The sequence below is a fragment of the Ktedonobacter racemifer DSM 44963 genome, from assembly GCF_000178855.1.
GTDB lineage: Bacteria > Chloroflexota > Ktedonobacteria > Ktedonobacterales > Ktedonobacteraceae > Ktedonobacter > Ktedonobacter racemifer.
Window position 1 is genome coordinate 991,216 of sequence record NZ_ADVG01000002.1, and the last position, 20,240, is coordinate 1,011,455.

General features: G+C 56.3%; 14 protein-coding genes. 8 read left to right on the forward strand and 6 right to left on the reverse strand.

Annotated elements, in window-relative coordinates:
• Positions 1–114: 114 nt before the first annotated feature.
• Positions 115–1,446 carry an MFS transporter gene (locus KRAC_RS20605; protein WP_007910373.1) on the forward strand — a complete coding sequence of 444 codons (1,332 nt, stop codon included), beginning with the start codon at positions 115–117 and terminating at the stop codon, positions 1,444–1,446.
• Between the two features lie 8 nt (positions 1,447–1,454).
• Here KRAC_RS20605 and KRAC_RS20610 read toward each other — a convergent pair whose 3' ends face one another.
• Positions 1,455–2,312 (reverse strand): MFS transporter, encoded by an 858-nt coding sequence (locus KRAC_RS20610; protein ID WP_007910375.1) that lies wholly within the window; start codon positions 2,310–2,312, stop codon positions 1,455–1,457.
• Between the two features lie 53 nt (positions 2,313–2,365).
• On the opposite strand from KRAC_RS20610, the gene KRAC_RS20615 reads away from it, so the two are divergent.
• Positions 2,366–3,109, forward strand: a complete 744-nt coding sequence (locus KRAC_RS20615) for a DnaB-like helicase C-terminal domain-containing protein (RefSeq protein WP_476629962.1) — start codon at positions 2,366–2,368, stop codon at positions 3,107–3,109.
• A 43-nt stretch (positions 3,110–3,152) separates the two neighbouring features.
• On the opposite strand, the gene KRAC_RS20620 is transcribed toward KRAC_RS20615, so the two are convergent.
• Positions 3,153–5,570, reverse strand: coding sequence for a tetratricopeptide repeat protein (locus KRAC_RS20620; RefSeq protein ID WP_007910376.1), 2,418 nt, complete (start codon positions 5,568–5,570; stop codon positions 3,153–3,155).
• Positions 5,571–5,765: 195 nt separating this feature from the next.
• A complete protein-coding gene (locus KRAC_RS20625) occupies positions 5,766–7,853 on the reverse strand; it encodes a S9 family peptidase (protein ID WP_007910379.1) in 2,088 nt (695 codons plus the stop codon).
• Positions 7,854–8,034: 181 nt separating this feature from the next.
• On the opposite strand from KRAC_RS20625, the gene KRAC_RS20630 reads away from it, so the two are divergent.
• The 3 genes from KRAC_RS20630 to KRAC_RS74620 all read left to right on the forward strand — a co-directional run bounded on the left by KRAC_RS20630 (position 8,035) and on the right by KRAC_RS74620 (position 11,036).
• Entirely contained in the window at positions 8,035–8,586 is a 552-nt protein-coding gene (locus tag KRAC_RS20630) for an RNA polymerase sigma factor (protein ID WP_040443958.1), read from the forward strand.
• On the forward strand, positions 8,583–10,154 hold the full coding sequence (locus KRAC_RS20635) for an outer membrane protein assembly factor BamB (RefSeq protein ID WP_007910387.1): 1,572 nt from the start codon (positions 8,583–8,585) through the stop codon (positions 10,152–10,154). The genes KRAC_RS20630 and KRAC_RS20635 overlap by 4 nt, the downstream gene beginning before the upstream one ends.
• Positions 10,155–10,415: 261 nt before the next feature.
• Positions 10,416–11,036 (forward strand): hypothetical protein, encoded by a 621-nt coding sequence (locus KRAC_RS74620; RefSeq protein ID WP_007910391.1) that lies wholly within the window; start codon positions 10,416–10,418, stop codon positions 11,034–11,036.
• Positions 11,037–11,257: 221 nt separating this feature from the next.
• Here KRAC_RS74620 and KRAC_RS20645 read toward each other — a convergent pair whose 3' ends face one another.
• Positions 11,258–12,181 carry a class I fructose-bisphosphate aldolase gene (locus KRAC_RS20645; RefSeq protein WP_007910393.1) on the reverse strand — a complete coding sequence of 308 codons (924 nt, stop codon included), beginning with the start codon at positions 12,179–12,181 and terminating at the stop codon, positions 11,258–11,260.
• A gap of 787 nt (positions 12,182–12,968) precedes the next feature.
• Between KRAC_RS20645 and KRAC_RS20650 the strand changes: the two genes are divergently transcribed.
• Positions 12,969–13,475, forward strand: coding sequence for a hypothetical protein (locus KRAC_RS20650; protein ID WP_007910395.1), 507 nt, complete (start codon positions 12,969–12,971; stop codon positions 13,473–13,475).
• A gap of 84 nt (positions 13,476–13,559) precedes the next feature.
• On the opposite strand, the gene KRAC_RS20655 is transcribed toward KRAC_RS20650, so the two are convergent.
• Positions 13,560–14,789 carry a zinc-ribbon domain-containing protein gene (locus KRAC_RS20655; protein ID WP_007910396.1) on the reverse strand — a complete coding sequence of 410 codons (1,230 nt, stop codon included), beginning with the start codon at positions 14,787–14,789 and terminating at the stop codon, positions 13,560–13,562.
• A 419-nt stretch (positions 14,790–15,208) separates the two neighbouring features.
• The gene (locus tag KRAC_RS20660) at positions 15,209–16,525 is read right to left on the reverse strand and encodes an RNA-guided endonuclease TnpB family protein (RefSeq protein ID WP_007910398.1); all 1,317 of its coding nucleotides are present in this window, start codon (positions 16,523–16,525) and stop codon (positions 15,209–15,211) included.
• A gap of 487 nt (positions 16,526–17,012) precedes the next feature.
• Here KRAC_RS20660 and KRAC_RS20665 point away from each other — a divergent pair, with 487 nt between their 5' ends.
• Both KRAC_RS20665 and uvrB read left to right on the forward strand, forming a co-directional pair.
• On the forward strand, positions 17,013–17,813 hold the full coding sequence (locus KRAC_RS20665; protein ID WP_007910399.1) for a hypothetical protein: 801 nt from the start codon (positions 17,013–17,015) through the stop codon (positions 17,811–17,813).
• A gap of 355 nt (positions 17,814–18,168) precedes the next feature.
• Positions 18,169–20,157: an excinuclease ABC subunit UvrB gene (gene uvrB, locus KRAC_RS20670; protein WP_007910400.1), complete on the forward strand. Its 1,989-nt coding sequence runs from the start codon at positions 18,169–18,171 to the stop codon at positions 20,155–20,157.
• Positions 20,158–20,240: the final 83 nt, after the last annotated feature.

Genomic DNA, 20,240 nt, shown 5'->3' on the forward strand with positions numbered 1-20,240 from the left:
CCGGCACATCTACAGATCCTTTAAATTGACTCCTGCCAACATGGCTGAGTATAATAGCCAATACAGCATATTTAACTTAATCTCTCTAAAGCACATTCAAGGGGATATCTAAACATGGAGATATCTGAACAGCCTGGCAGTGATGCCACGTCGCCGGTGCTGGCGACAGAGCCGCGTCCCGTCTCGCTCCTGGAGCAGATCAACATCAACGTCTTCTGGCTCGCGAACCAGTTCCACTGGAACGCCATTATCTCCGTTATCATTCCCAGCATGGTCGCCAAGCTGCTTGATCCAGCGCAGAAGGATATCAATCTGACGCTGGTCGTGGCGTGGGGGACGCTGGCCGCAGTGGTCGTCAACCCGCTGGTAGGGGCCATCTCGGACTACGCGACCTTCCGCATGGGACGCCGTCGCCCCTTTATGCTTATCGGCACTATTTTCAATATCCTGGCCCTGATCGCCTTCGCCTTCGCGCCCTATCTGAGTCCCGGCCTGCTGCTCCCCGCCTTCGCCGTGCTCTTCCTGCTGCTCCAGGCCAGCAATAACTTCGCCAACTCGCCCTGGAGCGCCATCATCGCCGACAAGGTTCCGGTCAGACAGCGCGGCCTGACGGCGGGCATCAACGGCCTCTGCCTCCTGCTGGGGACCGCCATCGGCTCTGTCGTCGCAGGCCTGATCATCAATAAGCACGACGCCCTGGATGTCTATAAGAATGAGATCGTCTGGATCTTCCTGCTCATTGCCGTGGTGCAGATCATCGTGGTGGCCTACACTATCCTGACCGTCAAGGAGACGCCCCTACCACTGGAGGCACGGCGGCAATTCCGCTTTGGTCCCTTCATGCGCAAGTTCTTCTTCAAGCCCTCGCAGTATCCCGATCTCTCCTGGGTCCTGCTGGCGCGCCTGCTGGTACAGATGGGCATCTGGACCATCTTCTACTTCCTACAATACTATGCCGACGACGTCCTGCACGTCTCGGGCGAGCAGTTTATCGGCGGGCAGTTCCTCCCCGTCCTGCTTATCGCCTCGCTGCCGACCTCCCTGCTGGCGGGCTGGGCCTCCGACCGCTGGGGACGCAAGGGCCTGGTCTACCTCTCGGGCGCGATGATGACGCTGGTCTGCATCCTCTTCATCTTCTTCCAGTCCACCAGCATCTCGCTCATCGCCGCCCTCTTCTTCGGCATTGGCTATGGTGCCTACTCCAGCGTGGACTGGGCGCTCGTCGCCGACGCCCTGCCACCCACCGACGAGGCAGGCAAGTTCCTTGGCATCTGGTCCGCCATGGGCATCCTACCGCAGGTCGTGGGCATCGCCATCGGCGGCATCCTGCTCCAACTCCTACACAACACGCCCAACCACCTTGGCTATACGACACTCTTCGCTGTGACCGTGATCTACTTCGCCCTCGGCACCGCCGTGATTTACCAGGTGAAGGGCGTGAAATAAAGTACAAGTTAGTTGCTTTCAATTATTTTCAGGCCGCGCAGGTTGAGCATGGCGTAAAGGGCGCCCAGGATGAAGAGCAGGCTCGCCATGATATAAATGGTGTCGTATATGTCGAAGATGAATGTGAGCAGGTTGGCATGGAAACTGATAAAGAGTGTTGCCAGCAGGCCCGACAGGGAGATTGAGGTCAGGCTAAATAGCGTCTGGCTGGTGCTAAACACGCTCTCGACACGCCCCATGAGATGTCGCGGAATAATGTACATTAGCAAGGGGCCAAGCGCGGTGTTGAGCGCTCCAAGCGGCAGGCCAACCAGGAACAGGAAGATCAAGGCGGGGCAGAGCGTGTTCTGCAACGCGAAGAGTATGAACATGATGCCTGTAATATAGAGGCTCAGCCAGTAGACACGCACTGAGCCCAGGTATCGCACCAGCAACCCGGCCAGGAGCGCACCAACAATTGAGCCCGCGCCAATCGCCATCGGTAGCGTACCAAATAGGCTCACGGACGCGTGCGTATGCCTCTGGAAGAAGAAAATCAGAATCGCGTCCAGGGCGCCCGTCCCTAGCGTGGCGATGAGCACCGAAAGAAATATCGTTAGCATCAAGTGATTCTCGCGGTAGAAGCGTATGCCTTCCTTCAGTTCACGCAAAAAGTCGGGCGCCTGCACGTTATCGTCCCTCTGTTTGCACAGACTATACCGCCAGACAAAGCGCCCTCCATACCACAGGGGCAGATGGTCGACCTGGCGGATGTGGAGCAGGCGGCCATCAACCTTTATGGGGGTAACAGCCGCGCATCGCCTGCTCGAACAGCTCACGAGCCAGGCACGCCAGTGTAACACTCCCGTGACAAAAGAAGTCGTCATTTCCAAAGGCGACTCACGCTGGCGCCAGGCAGAGGAGGATTCAGTGCTCTGACCTGAACATCCTCGCGGCACGCACAAGCATTGGCAAAACAGCCTTTGCCATTAACCTGGCCTATAACGCGGCGATACGCGGCAAAAGGCGCGTTGGCATCTTTAGTCTGGAGATGAACCGGGAGCAACTGGCACAGCGCTTCGTGGCCCTGGACTCGGGTATTCAACAGCAGACGCTGCGCATGGGCGATTTTGACGACGAGCACTGGGCACCCCTTGTCGCCACCATCGGCAAGCTCTCAGATCTGGGCGAGCACGGCATTCGCATAGACGATACCCCAGGTATCACGCTTACCCAGATGCGTAGCCGCGCCCGGCGCTGGATCGCTGAGTATAACATCGAGCTGATTATCGTGGATTACCTGCAACTCGTGAACACCGGCGAGAAGAAGGGCTTCGAGAATCGCCAGCAGGAGGTCGCGACCATTAGCCGTCAACTCAAGGCCATGGCGCGCGAGCTGAATGTGCCCGTGCTGGCCCTGGCGCAGCTCTCACGCGCCCTGGAGGCACGCCAATCTAAAGTGCCCATCCTCTCGGACCTGCGCGAGAGCGGCGGCATCGAGAACGACGCCGATGTGGTGATGTTCATCTACCGTGACGAGGTTTATAATCCCGACACTACGCGCCGTGGCGAGACCGATATCATCATCGCCAAGCAGCGCAACGGGCCCCTCGGCGAGGTCACCCTCAACTTCGACCAGGATAAGTCCCGCTTCAGCAACCCCACCAGCGCCGCCCACAACTAGTAGCCGCGTACGCCAGTAGCAGGCCCGCTACTGGCGTACGCGGCTACCTGTGTTTCTTTTTGCGGTGGGCCTTGCCGGAATGCTTGCCGCCTTGCTTGAAGGAGAGAGGGCGCGAGGCTCTGGTTTGGGCCTCCTCCTGAGAGAGATGGGAGATGACGTCCATGTACTTCTCCATCAATTCGATTGTCTCGGGGTGGCCCACACCCAGGCGCTTCTCATAATTGGTCAGCGTCTGCTTCAGGAGCTTCTCGGCCTCCTCGTAGCGCCCGAGAATGTTGTAGACCATACCAAGATTGCCGCGCATCTTATCAAGCTGGGCACTGTTAGCGCCATAGCGCCGGCTGGAGATTTCATAGCACTGCTTCATCAGCGGCAGGGCCTCTTCATAGCGCCCCTGGGCTGTGTACAGACTCGCCAGGTTATAGCGCCCTCCAACCAGGTTGAGGTCATCGGGTGGTACGAGCGGTGTGATCATCTCAAGCGATTTAAGATAGAGTGGCTCCGCCTCATCCAGGCGTCCCTGGTATTTGTAGGTGAGGGCCAGGTTCCCTAGAGCACCCACGGCTGGAAGCTGATCAGACTTCCCCTGTTGCTCAAATAGCTCTAGAACGTGCTTAAAGAGGACCTCTGCCTCCTCATAGCGTGCCTCATGCAGAATCCCATGCCCAATCAGATTCAGCTTCATTGCCAACATCTCATCGTCAAGGTCATCCTTACGCAAGCCTGTTGGCGAGAACAAACGCCGGAAGAGATCATCCGCCTTCGCGTTCTGCTTCTGCCGCAGGTAGAAGAGGGCCGCGCTCCGTAGAATAAGATCCATAGTCGGAAACAGGCGCTTCGACTTGCGCGCAATCAGGGCCAGGGCGCGCTTATAGCACTTCTCAGCCTCGCTTGCCTGCCCCATAAGGGCGTAGGCGTCGCCTAGCTGGCTGATATCTAAAGCCACGTTGGGGTGACTCTTGTCATAGAGCCTTGTGGTGATATCAACGGTGGCTCCCAGCAGTGGCTCCGCCTCGGCCGGCCGCACACGCTCCAGGAGATACATGCCCGCGTGGCGTGTCAGTTGCTCCACGTCATGGGTGTAGAACTCCTCCTGCCTGATCCAGTCGAGACAGCGTACGATATGGGGCAGGAGAATGTCATGTTTATCCCAATGTTCGACGCTATAGCCTTTAGGCATGCACGTATTTAGGAGCACAATCACGGCATCCACCCATTGTCGCCTCGTCACCAGCGGATACTTGATGCGCGAGGTGCGCAAACGCTCGCTGATAGGACGCTTGTCTGGCTTCTCCTCGTCCTGCTTTTCAGGGAGCAATGTACGCACAGCCTGCTGGACCAGGGGGTGCAACGAGAACCAGGCGTTCCTGCTATCACGAGTGAGTAGGCCGTAACTCGCCAGCAGGTCTACGGTCTTCTTCCACTCACGCTCATTTTTGGCCACAGGTCCCAACACAGGCCCCAGAGAGGCGTGCTCATCTTGAAAGAGCCGCTCGGGAATATCATTGGGCGCGAGGAAAGCACAGAAACGCAGCAGGGCCTGCGCAGCCGGGTGAAGCGCTTCAATAGAAAAAAAGGTCAAGGAGAAGACAGCAAACAAGGCAAGTGAGAATGCTGCTAATTCCTGTGACACAGCCACCGACGCCTGAAGCGCTTTCTGATACATCTGTTGAAAGTCTGCTAGCGAGAGTTTACTCTCCTTGATATAAGCGCCAGCCAGGTTCAGGGTCAGCGGGAGGCCCGCCAGGTCACGCGCGATCTGCAACGCCAGCTCGCGATCCTCAGGTAAAGCCTTTCCCAGCGGATCCCCCAGGACGATACGGGAGGCGCGACGTAGCAGTAGCAAGGCTCCATCCTCAGGGGTTAGAGCCTCCACTGCCAGTGTGCTTGCTACATCTTCAGGCAATGGCTCTCGCGTCGTGAGCAGAACGTGACCCTGGCTTTTGGCGGGCAGCAGTTCCTGCAACAGTTCCAGGTCCGTGATATCATCGGCGATCAGCAGCCAGTCGTGCTGCTTCTCCAGCCAGGCGCGCAGATCTTTTATGAGCGCAGACTGGTTCTTATCCTCATAACTTGTGATATCAGCCTCGAAGGCGATCAGATTACATGAAGCAAAGAACGTTGAGCGATTGCGAGCGTTGAACCAGAGGATGTCCTTATACTCCTTTTTGTAGTGGTTGGCATATTCCTGCGTGAGCTGCGTCTTACCCACGCCTGCCGGGCCACACAGGGCCAGCATATCCGTATCTTTGGAGCGCAAACGGCTATGCATCTCTTTGAGAGCACTCGCACGCCCTGTAAAAAATGGGTTATGATCAAAGGGCGTTGTCTCTTCAAGCATCAGCTCTTTGAGCAGGGGATCGTCGGGAGCAATAATCTTGATAAATTTTGCCAGATCGCTTTCGCCACTCAGTCCTGGCGTCAGTTTCTCTTTGCGCGATCTCTTATTACCTTCATCCATAGCACCGCATCCCTTCATCTTCGCCTAAACATGTCCAGTTATGTTATATTCACATTGTATCTACGCCTGTTGACTGCAGTATAATCCCTTCGCCGCCACATGGCAAGCTCACCCGCTACTGGCATACGCGGCTACTGTAACCGGGTAAGGGTGTGTGATGGTGGGCTGGCGGAGCCAGCCCACCATCACACACCCTTACCCCTCATATTCCTCGGGGTGAATCTGGATGTATTGCTCGAACCAGGCGAGCATGTGCTCACGCATGGACATGGATTGGCTGGGTTTGGGAGTACCACCGTGCCAGGCACCGGGGACGCGTACCAGGTCGACGGGGACCTGGCCCATGAGTTTCAGCGCCATGTAGAACTGCTCGGATTGTTCGCTGGGGCAGCGCAGGTCGTTCTCGGGATGGATGAAGCGCGTGGGCGTGGTGACACGGGCAGCGGCGTTGAGCGGCGAGCGCTCATAGTAATAGGCGGCGCGCTCCTCGTCCCAGGGAAAGCCTTTGGACTCATAGGTCATCCAGGGACCAATATCAGAGGTGCCGACGAAGCTGGCCAGGTTGGAGATACCCGCGCGTGGTACTGCCGCCTTGAAGCGCTCGGTATGCCCGATGATATACATGGTCATGTAGCCGCCATAGCTATAGCCCGTGACCACGAGACGCTCAGGGTCGGCCACACCCCGCTCGATGCAGGCATCCACGCCGCGCATGATATCCTCGAAGTCCTTGCCGCCCCAGTCACCCAGCACGCCACGCAGGAAGGCCTCACCATGCCCGGTACTGCCATGAGGATTGCAATAGAAGATGGCATAGCCCCGCGCCGCGAGATAGGCGTCATAGGGACTACGCCCATCACCATAGCCCCAGTGAGGACCGCCATGGATCTGCACCAGCAGCGGGTAGCGCACCCCCTCTTTCGCCCCGATGGGATAGACCAGCCAGCCATCGATCTCCTCGCCCTCCGCGCCCTCGTAGCTGAATTTCTCGACTCTCGGCCAGGTAAGGTCGCGCATGAGATCGTCGTAGAGCCTGGTCAGGCGCTTTGGCTCGCCCTCGCCCTCCAGGGGCAAGCGATAGAACTCACAGGGATGCTGTGCCTGCTCCTGCGCCACCAGCAGACCACGCTCCCCCGGCAGAAGGTGCAGATAATACGTAATACCCTCGCTCGTCAGCTTCTTCAACGTGCGCCAGACGACCTCCAGACGGTAGACATGTGCCTGCCCACGCTCGGAGGCGATAAAATAGATGGCCTGCCCATCGTGGCTCCACTGGGGCTTGTAGGGGCCAGGCATGCCGAAGTGGCCGCCAACCCAGGCCGAGGTTGCCAGATCCAGGTCAGGAGTCAGCAGTAGCGTGCGGTCGCCAACATTTCCCCGGCGCGTCACGAGGTAGAGCCGGGCCAGGCTGCGCGCGATCCGCTCATCCTGGTCCGCCACGACCATCGCCATCTGGCCGTCTGGCGACCAGGAGAAAGACTCAATGGCCAGTTTCCCCTCGGTCAGGCAGCGCTCCTCACCGCTCACGGGATCAATTGCCCAGAGATCGCGGACCCAGATGCCCATAAAGCGATCCTCGCGCCGGTTGCTCAAGACGCCGATCTCCTGGCTATCAGGCGTCCAGACGGGCTGAGCGTGCTCATAGCGTCCCCGCGTCAGGCGGCGAATCTGCGCCGGATCTACCGAACCATTCTCGCCAGGGGCGGGCATGGCAAAGAGGTGGGCCTGCGTGTCATAGTAGCCTCGCCCATCACTGCGGTAATCAGGATCATTAACGACGCGCAGGCGGTAGCGCCGCTCCTCATCACGCTTCTTACGCTCGGACTCGGAGAGACTCTTGAGGCCAACGAGCAGGTCGTCCTCGTCCTCTAGCTCAGCGGAGGCGGCAAAGGCGATCCAGCGCCCATCGGGCGACCAGGTGGCCTCGTTGACGCCATGCAGCATCGTAGTGAGCTTGCGCGCCTCCCCACCATCGGTATCAATCAGCCAGAGCTGGTTCTGCTCCCCCTCGCGATCCGAGAGGAAGAGCAGGCGCCGGCTATCAGGCGCCCAGGTCGGGAAAGACTCGCTCTTCACGCTCCTGGTCAATTGGCGTGGCTCGCCCTCGGCCTGCCCCTGCTCATCAAGGCGCAAGAGATAGAGCGCGCTGCGCAGCGTATCCTCCTCGCGCTCCGCGTAGTGCATCTCAAAGGCCACGCGCCTGCCATCGGGCGAGACCGCGACCTGCCCCAGCGTGCGCAGCGACCAGAGATCCTCCACGCTAAACTTCCGTGCAACTGACATACAACTATCCTCTCTTTACACATGCAGGTTTATTCATTCTCAGGATACATTACAGGAGGAGAAAAAGGTAAGAGTAGGACATGCAGGCATGTAACGTTTTGCCCACTCTGACGTTGCATTGGTTGAGATATCTCAAGAGACAAATACAAACGAGGAAAAGAAGTTGCTACATAAAGGAAACATGGATGTTCCCATCCCGCTCCCCCTCTGGGGAGACGCCTCGCTGTGTGCTCAACTCTACCGTGAATGTGCGCCCAAACTGCTGGCCTATCTACGGCGGCATGTGCCCGCGCAGGAGGACGCGGAAGACCTGCTACTCGAAGTCTTTCTCTCCGCGTTGGAGCACGAAGCGCGCCTGGCGAACCTGGACGAGGATGAGCGACGCGCCTGGCTGGGAACAGTGGCACGCAACCGCGTCTTTGACTTTCACCGGCGCACACGCAAACGTTCCATCCTCCCACTGGAGAGAGCCGAGGATACCCCCGGCCATAGTTGGGAACAGCCAGAAAATATGGCACTACGCCGCGAAACATACACAACCTTGCACAACTCTATCCAGAATCTCTCCGCGATCCAGCAAGAGATACTACAATTGCGCTTCATACTCGGGTTGCGCAGCACAGAGATCGCCAGGGTGCTGCATAAGCGCGAAGGAGCTGTGAGGACCATGCTTTCGCGCACCTTAAACACCCTACGCGACCTCTATAAGCAGAAGGAAGGAGGAGTACAATGAAAAACGAAGAACAGCGAAGCTTTTTTCTCCCCGCAGAAGTCGATGAGCAGATCGATGGCTACCTCGCGACAACGCCCACAAGTGGCCATACACCAAACGACATCTATGCTCAGACAAGCGTGCGTGATGTACAGGCATACTTCGCACCACCCAGACAGGATGAAGCGCTAAACCGTGTCTGGCAGCGTTTCGCCGAGCAGCGAGCTAAAACATCTACCCTCCAGGCAGGCCAGCAATACCAGCAATCCGCGAAGATCCTTACGCTCGCAACAAAGGCCAGCTCTACACGCCAGAAAGCCAGCGGCCCATTCAGGCGACAGCTAAGCATCCTGGCCGCCGTGATCGTGGTCACCCTGCTTATTGGCAGCACACTGCTCCTATTCCAGCAAGGCAGGCACCCCAACAAGCAAGCAGGTCCAATAACCCGGCCAACAGCCATGCTCGCCCTGGTAAATCAGACCCTTTACCGCCTGGATACGCAAACCCACCACCCACTCTGGCAATTTCAGGCATCCGGGAGCAAGCCTGTGCTCTCTTCATTCCCTGGTCAGGTCATTGATGGCACCTACTACATCTGGGGTACTAACGGTAAGCAGTCAACGCTTTACGCGCTCGACATAGCAAGCGGCAGGCTACGCTGGCAAAACAATGCCGCTAATATGGGAAGTATTGCCGTTTCTGGCAATACGGTCTACGTCTCGTCAGAAAAAGACAACTATCTGGAGGTCGTAGCGCTCAACGCCATGAGTGGCACTCAAAAATGGGAGCGACGCCTAGCCCAGGTAAAGAAAACAAACACCGTTTTCCCGATGCCACCATTCATAAATCTATTGGCCGCCTCGGACACAGCAGTCTATGGGGCTGTAAACACACCAGAAACTCACAGCTCTCTACGCTTTGCCCTGAGCGCTCAGAATGGCCAGTTCATATGGCAGCGGAATGAGGTTTCTGATAATCCAGACTTCCAGAAGAGCTCGATCCAGGGCTTTCTCGTTGATGGCGTCCTGTGTGTAGTGCAAAGTATAGAAACACACCAAATTGAGCAAATTGATAAGAGCAATGGCCTCCTTCAGGGCTATGATGTTCAAAGCGGCAAACAACTCTGGAGCAAGCCGCTTGACAATATACCATCAGAAGCAACATTGCTAAATGGCATCATTTACCTGAACACTGACGGCACCACTGTGTCGAAGAAAGGCAGCATCTATGCCTTCTCAGCCAGAGACGGGAACTTGCTCTGGCAGTATCATAGACGGGTAGCCAGTTCCTATCCCACAGTGACCGATAAAGGCATATACACCAATCTTTATGAAAACGACAAGGCTGGGCAAACGCTGGTCGCGCTTGATACGAAGACAGGCAAGCAGCGCTGGACCTATGCCTTCCACGACCCAATCACCGTTGAGTATCCCCCCGCAGCAGATGATAACCAGGTCTATCTCAGCCTGCCAGGAAACACCATCCAGATTCTGCGAGCATCAGATGGCAAAGCGCTTGGTTCGTTCAAAATAGATCCCCAGCACGTTGACCCGAATAATCGTGTTCTCTTGCAAGTAGTAACGCAGTAAAGCAGGCAAGCACACAAAAGGCGTCTCCGCTCGGGCGGAGACGCCTTTTGTGTGCTTGAGCCAGCCTCATTTCAGCGACAAACTGCCTTGTTTTTGCTGGGGTCAGGCCAGTTTTCTCGTGTTTGTCACAAGCCATATAACAAAAAAGTAGCCGATGGAAGATGTCATTGTAGTGATTTATCATAGAAAGTTCATCAGTAGTTTCACGAATAAAACATATTTAACATGTTTTATGTGTGATATTGCAAGGGAAGAAACTTGATGAGATTTCTACGTCTTTTCACAAAGGCCGTTTGCTTCATTGCATTTAGCGGGCTATGCGCGCTCTCGTTGCTCCTCGGCACAACCTTTTCCGCGTCAGCCGCCAGTGTCAAAGCGAGCGTGCCAGCCAAGCCAGCAGTTCACCACCAGGCACTTGCCTGGGGTCCAGGCGGCATGTACGGTCGAACCCCAGTCAATGTCCCAAGTAGCGGAACCGGCGGCGGTTGGGGTGGTGGCTGGAGAGGTTGTGACGTAACTAGCCGTTGTGGTGGACAAGATGGCTGGGGTGGACAAGATGGCTGGGGTGGACAAGATGGCTGGGGTGGACAAGATGGCTGGGGTAGACAAGATGGCTGGGGTAGACAAGATGGCTGGGGTAGACAAGATGGCTGGGGTAGACAAGATGGCTGGGGTAGACAAGATGGCTGGGGCGGACAAACTGGTGGTTGGGGTGGACAAGGTGGCTGGGGTGGCCCAGGCAGTGGTACTGGTGGTGGTGGCTGGGGTGGCCCGGGAAGTGGGACCGGAGGCGGCGGTTGGGGTGGTCCGGGCAGTGGTACTGGCGGTGGCGGTTGGGGTGGCTATGGCGGCAGCGGCGGCGGTATCAGCACGATTCGCTGAGGTGGTATTGGTAGTTGCCCGGCCGGAGCCGAATGTTAGTTTCGCTCCAAGACAGAGTCAAAAAGCGTAATGCGCCACTAAAATGGCCTGAAGCAAAGGCGTCCTCCATTAGAATGGGGACGCCTTTCATAGTGTCTCGTGGAAGGGACGACGCTACAAAAGTACGCGTCTACATATAATGGTTATATGTAGACGCGTACTTTTGTAGCGTTGGGCTATCTCTACTGGACGGAGCCTTCGTAAATGCCCATGATCGTGCCCAGGAACTTGAGGGCGTCTTCCTTCTTGCGCTGGAAGGAGTTGCGGCCCATGATTGAGCCGAAACCGCCACCATCGCGAATGGCGCGCACTTCATTGAAGACCTGGTCATCGCCAGCGGCCGCGCCACCGGAGAAGATCACGATGCGGCGACCATCGAAGGAACTCTGAATGACGTGCTTCACGCGCTCAGTCAGGGTCGAGATTGGAATCTCATATTTCTGGTAGACCTTCTGAGCCTCGGCCAGCTCCACCTTCGCGCTGGGCAGCTTCACCTTGATGATGTCCGCGCCCAGTTGCGCCGCGATCTGCGCGGCATAGGTCACGACATCAACAGCAGTCTCACCCTCTTTGCTGATGCTGCTACCACGGGGATAGGACCAGACCACCACGGCCAGACCAGCCGCCTTGGCCTCAGCGGCCAGATCGCGCAACTGCTCATACATGATCGTGCGCTCGGAGGATCCGGGATAGATAGTGAAGCCAACCGCGACACAACCCAGGCGCAACGCATCCTCGACGCCCGCGGTCACCGCCGAAATAGGATCGCGCTCGTCGTTCAATACGTCATGGTTGTTACATTTGAGGATCAAGGGAATCTCGCCCGCATACTCTGAGGCACCAGCCTCCAGGAAGCCCAGAGGCGCGGCATAGGCGTTACAGCCAGCCTCAATCGCCAGTTGGAAGTGATAGCGGGGATCATAACCCGCGGGATTGGGCGCGAAACTACGCGCGGGACCATGCTCGAAACCCTGGTCAACCGGCAGAATGACCATTTTGCCCGTGCCACCCAGGCGGCCATGATTGAGCATACGCGCGAGATTGGTGCGCACACCAGGATTCTCGCTATTATACCAGCTTAAAATTTCTCGAATACGATCAGTCATTTTCTTCGTTACCTCTGTACTCATCATTAAGTCAGAAAACTACCTTCTCATACAAAAAACAACCCCACTCGCGCTGCGCCCCCGAATGGAGTGGCTAGCGCTCCGCGCTCAGTTTTTCACTGAGAAGTATATCCACATACATTGTGGCTGCTCCATTGTACCATGAAATGGCGCAGCCTTACATGTAGCAACACGTTTGCTCAGCACCTTCCAATTCGCCTCTGACATCTGCCTCGGCTCGCTGCGCGAGCTCTCGGGGTAAGGGGTTGTGGGTGGCAAACGGCAAAACCGTTTGCCACCCACAACCCCTTACCCCTGAACGCCGCAGGCGCGAAGCCTCTCTTGAGGAAATGGAATACTCCAGAACACATATACCATTGTACATCATCTCGTGCGAGATCGGCATAGCAAAATGTGCCATATTGCTGGCGTTAAAAATAAGCATATTTCATACATGCCTATACTCACATATTTCATACATGCCTATACTCACATACTTAGACGTACCAATTTCTAGCCCAATCATAAATAAGTGTTACTCCTCCCCTAATTGACACGTTTCAATACCAGACAGGGGGGACAAAGTAAACGTTTCATGTTTTGACCTATAGCGATGCATAGAGACGCACTCTGGCACAAAGCTGTAAGACCGCAACAGCGAGACCAGAAATGTGCGCCTCGTAGCTCTTCATAGCTCTTCTAAAAGGGTAAGCAGCCTTCGTTCTATGTATAGGACAGAGAAGTTGTGTATCTGCTATTTGTAAAACATGTTGTGAAGGAGTTTTTTATGGGTGGTTTTGAGCATCTTTTGCAGGCAGTGAAGCAGCAGCAGCAGTTGATGGAGGAGTTGGAGGCGGAGAATCAGGAATTACGTCGTCAACTCACTGAACTGCGAGAAGGCCGGGGCATTTATCTCGATATCAATGGGCAGCGCTTCGCCCTGAGTGTCGATGGTATCATCGCCGAGGCCAACAGCTCGACCTTCGCACCCGTGGTAACCATCGAGGCGACCGAGGCTGAGGCCGAGGTCGAAGAGGTATCACTTGCCGAGTACAACGTGGTCCCACAACAGGTAGAGGAAGAGGTCGCAGCGGAGGAGGAGCTACCCGCTCTGCCCGCAGCCCCGAAGACGCCCTTCCTGGAGGAGATCATGATCGACGAGTTTGTAGCCCAGACGACCAGCCCCATAGCGGTCTGGAATGGCCCGGTTAAAGAAAAATCCCTGGAGTCAATCGACGAAGAGCAGAAAGCCGCTCTCCGCCAGGCTCTCTCGGGCAGCTACATCCTCGAATAGAGTATTTACATCTAAGGAAAATGACGGCCCCAGAGCTTTCAGCTCTGGGGCCGTCATTTTCCTTAGCATCGCCTTCTACTTGCTTTATTTCACGTCGAATGTGATGGTGGCATCGGTAAAGCCGCTACCAGTTGGAGCGTGGAGTGTGAGAGTGAGATGTTTTTGATCCTGGGGCACGAGAAAGGTGATTGTACCACTGGTCCCCTGCGTCCCTTTATCAAAGGAAACAGGCAGCGTCGTCAGGGCAGGCCTGGCGGTCGTGCTACCAGCCGTCAGGGTGGCGTAGTCGAAGGCCGAACCTGGGATGGCCGTCTGCTCCAGGGCGCTATTCACCTTAAGCGTTACCGTTACATAGCGCATCCCCTTGCTGGCCTGCTTGCCATCGATGCTCCACTGCGTTGTCGCGCTATCCAGCGTCCAGTCGAGACCATAGAAGGATTCTTTGGAGTCCAGAGCCTTGCCGATCTGCGTGGTTTGTGGCTGATAGGTGCTGACACCAGAGTTCGAGCTAAGGGAAACATCTATCTGGGCCTCGTTCGCGCCTCCCAGGCGCAGCGCGATTTGCCCCGTATTGGTCCCGCTGGGAACGGCGAAATCAACCCAATCGCTATGGGACTTCCCCGCCGCCAGGCCCGCGTTACCATTGACATACGTTGGCTGGACGACCTTGCCGCCAGGCAGCACCAGCCGCGTGATATCGCTATAGACCATGTTGACGGGCACGTTCGTCTTGTTGTCGGCCAGGAGATGGACACGCAGCATGCCATCGCCCGCCGAATGTGGATCATCGATAAAGCGCTGGGCCTGTTCTAGCCTGGTAAGCGTCACATCCACACCCGCGTACTTCACGGTGGTACTCAGCGTTTGCGAGGTGATCTGAGGCTGTGTGGCATTCTGCACGAGAAGCGCATAGGCCAGATAGCCGCCCGCGCCCACAAAGGCCAGCAATAGGAGGATAATCAACAAGGTGCGCCCGATGCCGCCCCGGCGCTTCGGCTGCGAAGGTGGCATCGGAGTTAGCCCCTGCTGGTAGGCCCAGGCTGGCTCAGAGGTCGGGGGCGCGCCTTGAGGCCCAAAGCCGGGCTGGCTCACTGGTCCCTGGGGCGCGAAACCAGGCTGGCTTATCGGTCCTTGCTGAGGGAATGGCGTCTGTGTAAGCATGGGCGAGACTGGCAGTGGCGTGGCACGGTCCATAGCCTGAACATTCGCGCCCGGCGCATCTTGCCGCGCGAACATATCAAAGTTACAGCGCGGACAATATCTACTGGTTGCCGATACCTCGGCGCCGCAATTGGGGCAATAGCGGGATTGCACGGTCTTCCCTCCTTACTTTCAAAGCAGGTTTCCTGGTCCCAATCCCCAGTCCATCCCCAAAGCATTCAACCAGGTATGGATAGCTCTATAAGATAGAACGTGTCTAAAGCCACCAAATACATATCCATATATCTAATCGAATAATCTTGTATTCTGCTACGTAGTGTAGCATATTTGGCCCCAGGCGCTGTGAACTTGCTTACATTTTTGGTGTCGAAAGAGAAAAGAGGGTTTAGACGATGTGATAACAAGTGACAACGAAGATAGTCAAACATCTTCAATGCATTCATGAACTTATATGCCTCCACAATAAAGCCGCATTCGTCGCCATATCAGGCGCTCCTCGCGTCTGCTTCTCTCGTGTTTTTACCTGTTATATGACTCGTGACACTCCACGTCCCGTAGAACGGGACGGGCTTCTAAGCCAGTTCAGAGGGATGGCCTGTCTCCGAAGAGACCGTCTGCACGAGACGTGGTTGAGCCTCAGTCTTGCTTAGACAACGTTGGGGCGTGTCTGCCCTACTACTCCTTGACCTGGACGGGCCAGGACGGAGATACGTGAAGGAACGAGGAAACTTCACCTGGGTGCCATAGGCAAGCCGATGCATATTGATAGAACCCACCAGGTCCCGATGCCCAGAGAACTGACAAACACAAGCCCAATTTCTACCTTTGGGCTTGTGTTTGTGCCCACATACAGGACACTGGCTCGAGGTTCCTCGTTCGGAGCCAGTGAAGCTCATGATGTGAGCGGCTTTGGCCTTGTGCGTGAGATAGGCGATATCTTTGCCATATTCCCACAAGGCCATGCGCTGATTGTGGTGTCTGCCACAGTTCTTGTCGCGGACCCCATGAGGATTTCCAATGAAAAGGGTTCCAACCTGGTGTTGCACACAGAAGTCGATCACCTTGCGAGTGGCTTTGTGCCGCAGGTCACGAATGCGTCTCTCTGCTCTTCGACACTGCTTGTTCTTCGCTCGTTGCAGCCTCTTCCAACGACAAGAAGACTTCTGGCATCGGGATTGCTTCTTGGCAATCTTCCCCAATTGGAGCTGGCGTTGTCGTTTGAGCGAGCGAATGCCACGCCCGGTCACGATGAGGGCTTCGCTGGTCGTGGTGGTGACGGCAGCAAGGTGGATCTCGCCGAGGTCGACGGTTGCAGTGACCTCGCCAGGAGCTTCTGTGGCTTGTGGGATTTCTATGCACACGTGCAACTCAAACCCCTGGTTCCAGACCAGGCTGCACGCGCCGCAGTGTTCGGGCAACGCGATAGGCAGGACAAGGGATGGGCGTCCTCTTCCCATGGGCAGGACCACGCGCCCGTTTTCTTTGCTCACTGCTTGAGCAGGCCACTTGACGGGATAAAAGCGTTTGGTTCGCCAAGGGTACTTCATCTTCATCTGGGGATGGGTTTGACGGAGCTGGCGTGCGGTCTGGACGTTGGCAAGGAAGGTGGCAACGATCATTTGCACTGATTGGCTCTGAAGGGCAAAACGCCCTTTGGTGGCTTTCTGCAACGCATCTCGTCCTGGCCAGGGCAGATGGGCGAGACGTGCAGCTTTATGCATTTCCATACAGCAATTCCACACCTGTGCGGCTTCCACCTGAGCTGCTTTGAGGCGTTGGAAGAGTGCAGGCGACAGATGATTCAGTTGGTAGATTTTCACCGTTTGCATGGAGAGCACGATAGCATGAAAGAGCAGAGGGTACAAGTGGGGAAAACCGGATCTACCCACTCTTCAGTTGCCTCTCAGAACGATCAAGCGCTCCAGAGAAGAGTGTCAGGGGAAGCGAGAGCAAGCTGGTTGGAGTCGGCCCCCACCCACCCAGCCCGAAAGGAACGGCGCTTTCATCCCGTCCCATGAATGGAGACGGGATGAAAGCGCCGGTTGTTAATAAGAGCACACGTACTCTTTGCAATTCTCTGTTAGTATCACGGACAACCCGCGAAAATCAGTTCAAAAATGTAGATTTTCTGCGCCCGGTTTCATGTTCTCTTCAGTTTGTTGGCTGCTTTATATATAGACAGAGACACAGACAAACGACTACGTTGTAGGGTCCAAGCTTGCTTGGACATTAGACGCTCAGACCAGTAGCGTGCATCCACTAGCGGGAGAGTCCATGCCAGCATGGACCCTACAAAGCGCCGAATGGCCTCACGAGATAGTAGAGAGTCCAGCCAAAACAGTAAGTTTGTCAGGAATGCAAAGAAAGGAACGCATCATGAAAAGTCAGTTCATCAGGATGAGCGCATATGCGTTTGTACTAGGGTGTCTGATCTCGTTTTACACGACCCTTGGGCAGGCTCCTTCTGCCCATGCCTCAAGCATCGCAGCCGCCAGGATCAACAAGATTCAGCACCACGTTCAGGGTGGTCCCGGCGAGATCAATATCGGCTTCGGCAATGCTGGACTTGGCAATGCTGGACTTGGCAACGTCGCCAACAACCCTAACGTCAATATTCGCTTCGGCTTCAACAATCCTGGCATGGGCAATGTTGGCATGGGCAATGTTGGCATGGGCAACCCTGCCATGAGCAATGTTGGCATGGGCAACGTCGGCTTCAATCCGGCTCTGGGCAATGTTGGCATGGGCAACGTCGGCTTCAACCCTAACCTTGGTAACGTTGGCATGGGCAACGTCGGCTTCAATCCGGCTCTGGGTAATGTTGGCTTTAACCGCTTTGGCATCGGCACTGCTGGCCTCGGTAATGTTGGCATCAACCGCTTCGGTAATGTCGGCATCAACCGTTTTGGCATCAGCAACGTTGGCCTCGGTAATGTCGGCATCAACCGTTTTGGTAATGTCGGCATCAACCGTTTTGGCATCAGCAACGTTGGCCTCGGTAATGTCGGCATCAACCGTTTTGGCATCAGCAACGTTGGCCTCGGTAATGTCGGCATCAACCGCTTCGGCATCGGCACTGCTGGTCTGGGCAATGTTGGCTTTAACCGCTTCGGCAACGTCGGCTTTAACCGCTTCGGCATCGGCAATGCTGGTCTGGGCAACCCCGGCTTCCGGTAATGCTGCTCTAAATGGCGTGAATAGCACAGTGGGCTAACTACCATCGCCACGCCAGAACAAAACGCCGCCTATATGTAATTTGTACATATAGGCGGCAATTTTATGACTCCGCTGGAAAATTGGGAAACGCGTTCTCTCCCCTCTGTAGGGACCAGCTTATGGACTTTAACTAATTGCTTTGGTAATGATTGCGCTCACAAATTGCCATATTAATTTCTTAAAATCCATCAGCGCGTGGATACGGATCATTCGCGCCCACAGCTTCTGGCTATACCCAGGCGCTGCAATTCGTGGTATAATGAGCTGAGTTTCGAAAAAATATTCTACAACATAGATCCAGTGGGGATGCCGCGCTATGCCAGATTTTAAAGTTGAGTCACCTTTTGAACCGACCGGTGACCAGCCCCAGGCGATTGTAGAGCTTGCCGAGGGCATTCGCAATAATCAGAGATTTCAGACCTTGCTTGGCGTCACTGGCAGCGGTAAAACCTATACCGTGGCCAAGGTGATCGAACAGGTGCAGAAGCCAACTCTCGTGCTCGCACCCAATAAGACGCTCGCAGCCCAGCTCTATAGCGAGTATAAAGAGTTCTTCCCCAATAACGCCGTCGAGTATTTCGTCTCCTACTATGACTACTATCAGCCAGAGGCCTATATCGCCCGTACCGATACCTATGTTGAAAAAGAAAGCATGCTCAATGAGGAGATTGAGAAGCTGCGCCTCTCCGCCACGCGCAGCCTCTTTGAGCGTCGCGACGTCTTGATTGTGGCCTCGGTCTCCTGTATCTATGGCCTGGGCAGCCCCGAGGAATATGGTGAGGTGGTGCTGACCCTCAAGGTAGGTGAGGAGCGCCGCCGCGATAAAATTCTGCGCCACCTGAACTCTATCCAGTATGAGCGCAACGACGCCAACTTCGTACGTGGGCGCTTCCGCGTGCGCGGAGACGTGCTAGAGATCTTCCCGGCCTATGAAGACGTGGCCGTACGCGTGGAGTTCTTTGGCGACGAGATCGAGCGCATGACCGAGATCGATCCCCTGACCGGCGAGGTCCTGGGACAGCGCACACGCCTCGATATCTATCCCGCCAAGCACTGGGTCACGACCCAGGAGCGCCTCAATAAGTCCATCTCTCTGATCGAGGAGGAGCTGGAGCAGCGCCTGGAGGAACTGGAGGCCGAGGGCAAGCTGCTGGAGCATGCTCGCTTGAAACAGCGCACCAACTTCGATATCGAGATGCTGCGCGAGACCGGCATCTGCTCAGGCGTCGAGAACTACTCACGTCACCTGGCGGGGCGGGCCGCTGGCGAACAGCCCTGGACCCTGCTCGACTACCTGCCCGAGAACTTCCTGCTGGTAGTCGATGAGTCGCATATCTCTCTACCCCAGGTGCGCGGCATGTTCGCGGGCGACCGCTCGCGTAAACAGATCCTGGTCGACTATGGTTTCCGCCTCCCCTCGGCCCTGGATAACCGCCCCCTGACCTTCCCAGAGTTTGAACACAAGCTCAAGCAGGCCATTTTCGTCTCCGCCACACCCGGCCCTTACGAGTATGAGCATAGCCAGGCCATTGTGGAGCAGATCATTCGCCCAACCGGCCTGATCGATCCAGAGATCACCGTTCGCCCCACACGTGGGCAGATCGATGACCTGATCGCCGAGATTCGCATACGCGTCGAGAAGGGACAGCGCGTCCTGGTCACGACCCTCACCAAGAAAATGGCCGAGGACCTCGCCGACTACATGCAGGAGCTCAGCATCAAGGTCCACTATCTGCACTCTGAGATCGACACCATCGAGCGCGTCGAAATCCTGCGTGACCTGCGCCTGGGCGTCTACGATGTCGTGGTTGGCATCAACCTCCTGCGCGAGGGCCTGGACCTGCCCGAGGTCTCCCTGGTCGCCATTCTGGACGCCGATAAAGAGGGCTTCCTGCGCTCAGAGGGCTCGCTCATCCAGACCGTGGGTCGCGCCGCGCGCCACGTCGAGGGCAGCGTCATCATGTACGCCGACAACGTGACACGCTCGATGCGACGCGCCATCGACGAGACCAACCGCCGCCGAAAAATCCAGGAGGGATATAACGAGCAGCACAACATCACACCACGCGGCATCAAGAAAGAGGTCAAAACCCTCTCCGAGCGTCTTAAGGCCATGGCTGGTCCCGAGGCAGGTGCCGATGGCAAGACCGCAACCGCCGTCGCAGGCATTCCCAAAGACGAGGCCCTGCGCCTGATCAAAGACCTCGAATCCCAGATGCGCTCAGCCGCCAAGCAGCTCGAATTCGAGAAGGCCGGCCAGCTCCGCGACCAGATCATCGAGATTCGACGCCTCATGCTGGAATAGTCAGCGGGTAATAGGGTGTGGTGGGCACATGCCGAAGGCATGTGCCCACCACACCCTATTACCCGCGAAGCGTCGCAGACGCT

Excerpts from the sequence above, each read along its gene's own strand:
- KRAC_RS20635 (WP_007910387.1), top strand. The coding sequence starts at position 8,583 with ATGAAAAACGAAGAACAGCGAAGCTTTTTTCTCCCCGCAGAAGTCGAT.
- uvrB (WP_007910400.1), top strand. The coding sequence starts at position 18,169 with ATGCCAGATTTTAAAGTTGAGTCACCTTTTGAACCGACCGGTGACCAG.
- KRAC_RS20645 (WP_007910393.1), bottom strand. The coding sequence starts at position 12,181 with ATGACTGATCGTATTCGAGAAATTTTAAGCTGGTATAATAGCGAGAAT.
- KRAC_RS20610 (WP_007910375.1), bottom strand. The coding sequence starts at position 2,312 with ATGACGACTTCTTTTGTCACGGGAGTGTTACACTGGCGTGCCTGGCTC.
- KRAC_RS20650 (WP_007910395.1), top strand. The coding sequence starts at position 12,969 with ATGGGTGGTTTTGAGCATCTTTTGCAGGCAGTGAAGCAGCAGCAGCAG.
- KRAC_RS20665 (WP_007910399.1), top strand. The coding sequence starts at position 17,013 with ATGAAAAGTCAGTTCATCAGGATGAGCGCATATGCGTTTGTACTAGGG.
- KRAC_RS20605 (WP_007910373.1), top strand. The coding sequence starts at position 115 with ATGGAGATATCTGAACAGCCTGGCAGTGATGCCACGTCGCCGGTGCTG.
- KRAC_RS74620 (WP_007910391.1), top strand. The coding sequence starts at position 10,416 with ATGAGATTTCTACGTCTTTTCACAAAGGCCGTTTGCTTCATTGCATTT.
- KRAC_RS20630 (WP_040443958.1), top strand. The coding sequence starts at position 8,035 with ATGGATGTTCCCATCCCGCTCCCCCTCTGGGGAGACGCCTCGCTGTGT.
- KRAC_RS20620 (WP_007910376.1), bottom strand. The coding sequence starts at position 5,570 with ATGGATGAAGGTAATAAGAGATCGCGCAAAGAGAAACTGACGCCAGGA.
- KRAC_RS20625 (WP_007910379.1), bottom strand. The coding sequence starts at position 7,853 with ATGTCAGTTGCACGGAAGTTTAGCGTGGAGGATCTCTGGTCGCTGCGC.